The organism is Collimonas sp. GW821-FHT02H07 (genome assembly GCF_059421505.1).
The window spans coordinates 1-2,713 of record NZ_JBWKVC010000004.1; the positions used below are offsets into that span (position 1 = coordinate 1).

A 2,713-nucleotide genomic window follows, 5' to 3' on the forward strand; every position below is an offset into this window, starting at 1 on the left:
CAACTAACAGCAGCATTACATCGCTGTCGACTTCCACCTCGACCGGCCTGAGCACCGCCAACAGCAACGTGACCTCGCTGTCGACCGGCTTGAGCACGACCAACAGCAGCGTGACATCGCTGTCGACCTCGACTTCCACCGGTTTGAGCACCGCCAACAGCAGCATCACATCGCTGTCGACATCGACCTCGACTGGGCTGAGCACCACTAACAGCAGCGTGACCTCGCTGTCGACCTCGACTTCCACCGGTTTGAGTACTGCCAACAGCAGCGTGGCATCGCTGTCGACTTCCACGTCGAGCGGCCTGAGCACGACCAATAGCAATGTGAGTTCGCTGTCGACCTCGACTTCCACCGGCTTGAGCACCGCCAACAGCAGCGTGAATTCGCTGTCGACCTCGACCTCGACCGGCCTGAGCACCGCCAACAGCAACGTGACCTCGCTGTCGACCGGCTTGAGCGCGACTAACAGCAATGTGAGTTCGCTGTCGACCTCGACCTCCAGCGGTTTGAGCACAACTAACAGCAGCATTACTTCGCTGTCGACTTCTTCATCGACCGGCCTGAGCACCGTCAACAGCAGCGTCACATCGCTGTCGACCTCGGCTTCCACCGGTTTGAGCACAACTAACAGCAGCATTTCATCACTGTCGACTTCTTCATCGACCGGCCTGAGCACCACCAGCAGCAACGTGACATCGCTGTCGAGCGGCCTGAGTACAACCGGCAGCAATGTTTCCTCGTTGTCGACCTCGATTTCGACCGGCCTGAGCAGCGGCAGCAGTAGCGTGACATCGCTGTCGACCTCGGCTTCGACTGGCCTGAGCACGACCAACAGCACTGTGAGTTCGCTGTCGACCTCGACTTCCACCGGTTTGAGTACTGCCAACAGCAGCGTGGCATCGCTGTCGACTTCCACGTCGAGCGGCCTGAGCACGACTAACAGCAGTGTGACATCGCTGTCGACGTCGACTTCCACCGGCCTGAGCACGACTAACAGCAGTGTGGCCTCACTGTCGACCTCGACTTCCACCGGCCTGAGTACCGCCAACAGCAACGTGACCTCGCTGTCGACCGGCCTGAGCACGACCAACAGCAATGTGAGTTCGCTGTCGACCTCGACTTCCACCGGTTTGAGCACCACTAACAGCAACGTGGCGTCGTTGTCGATCTCGACTTCCACCGGCCTGAGCACCACCAACAGCAGCGTGGCTTCACTGTCGACCTCGACTTCGACCGGTTTGAGCACCACCAACAGCAGCGTGGCTTCACTGTCGACCTCGACGTCGACCAGCCTGAGCACGACCAACAGCAACGTGAGTTCTCTGTCGGCCTCTACCTCGACCGGCCTGAGCACCGCCAGCAGCAACGTGAATTCCTTGTCGACAGGCCTGAGCACGACCAACAGCAGCGTGACCTCGCTGTCGACCTCGACCTCGACCGCCTTGAGCACAGTAAGCGGCGGCGTGGCATCCCTGTCAACCGCTTCATCAAGCTTGCAGGCGGCGGGTGTCTACAACTACTTTAAAGCCGACGGCAAGCTCGATGGCAGCGACAATGCGCGGGTGACCGCCGGCGCCAACTCGGTGGCGATTGGTGCGAATTCGTTTGATGGCGCCCGTACTAATGTGGTGTCGGTAGGCGATGTCGGCAAGGAACGGCAAATCATCAATGTGGCGGCCGGCACGCAACTGACCGACGCCGTCAACGTCAGTCAGCTGACCTCGCTGTCGACCTCGGCCTCGACCGGCCTGAGCACCGTCAACAGCAGCGTGACCTCGCTGTCGACCGGCCTGAGCACGACCGACAGCAATGTGAGTTCGTTGTCGACCTCGGCATCGACCGGCCTGAGCACGACCAACAGCAACGTGAGTTCGCTGTCGACCTCGACTTCGACGGGTCTGAGCACCGTCAACAGCAGCGTGACCTCGCTGTCGACCTCGACTTCCACTGGCCTGAGCACGACCAACAGCAGCGTGACATCGCTGTCGACTTCGACTTCGACCGGTCTGAGCACGACCAACAGCAGCGTGAGTTCGCTGTCGACCTCGACTTCGACCGGTCTGAGCACGACCAACAGCAGCGTGAGTTCGCTGTCGACCTCGACTTCCACCGGCCTGAGCACGACCAACAGCAACGTGAGTTCGCTGTCGACCTCGGCATCGACCGGCCTGAGCACCGCCAACAGCAGCGTGACATCGCTGTCGACGTCAACTTCGACCGGCCTGAGCACAGCCAACAGCAGCGTGACATCACTGTCGACGTCGACTTCCACCGGTTTGAGTACTGCCAACAGCAGCGTGACATCGCTGTCGACGTCAACTTCGACCGGCCTGAGCACTGCCAACAGCAACGTAGACTCGCTGTCGACGTCGACATCGACCGGCCTGAGCACTGTCAACAGCAATGTGGACTCATTGTCTACTTCAACCTCGACAGGCCTGAGCACAACCAACAGCAGCGTGACTTCGCTGTCGACCTCGACTTCGACCGGCCTGAGCACCGCCAACAGCAGCGTGACTTCGCTGTCGACGTCGACTTCTACCGGCCTGAGCACCGCCAACAGCAGTGTAGACTCACTGTCGACCTCGACTTCCACCGGCCTGAGCACAGCCAACAGCAGCGTGAGTTCGCTGTCGACATCAACGTCGACCGGTCTGAGCACAGCCAGCAGCAGTATCACCTCGCTGTCGACATCAACCTCGACCGGCCT

Annotated in this window: 1 pseudogene; it reads left to right on the forward strand. The window is 60.3% G+C overall.

Annotation, left to right across the window (positions count from 1 at the left end):
- Window positions 1-887 precede the first annotated feature (887 nt).
- Window positions 888-2,713 (forward strand): annotated as a pseudogene (locus AC07V8_RS07970) (ESPR-type extended signal peptide-containing protein); the annotation flags it as partial.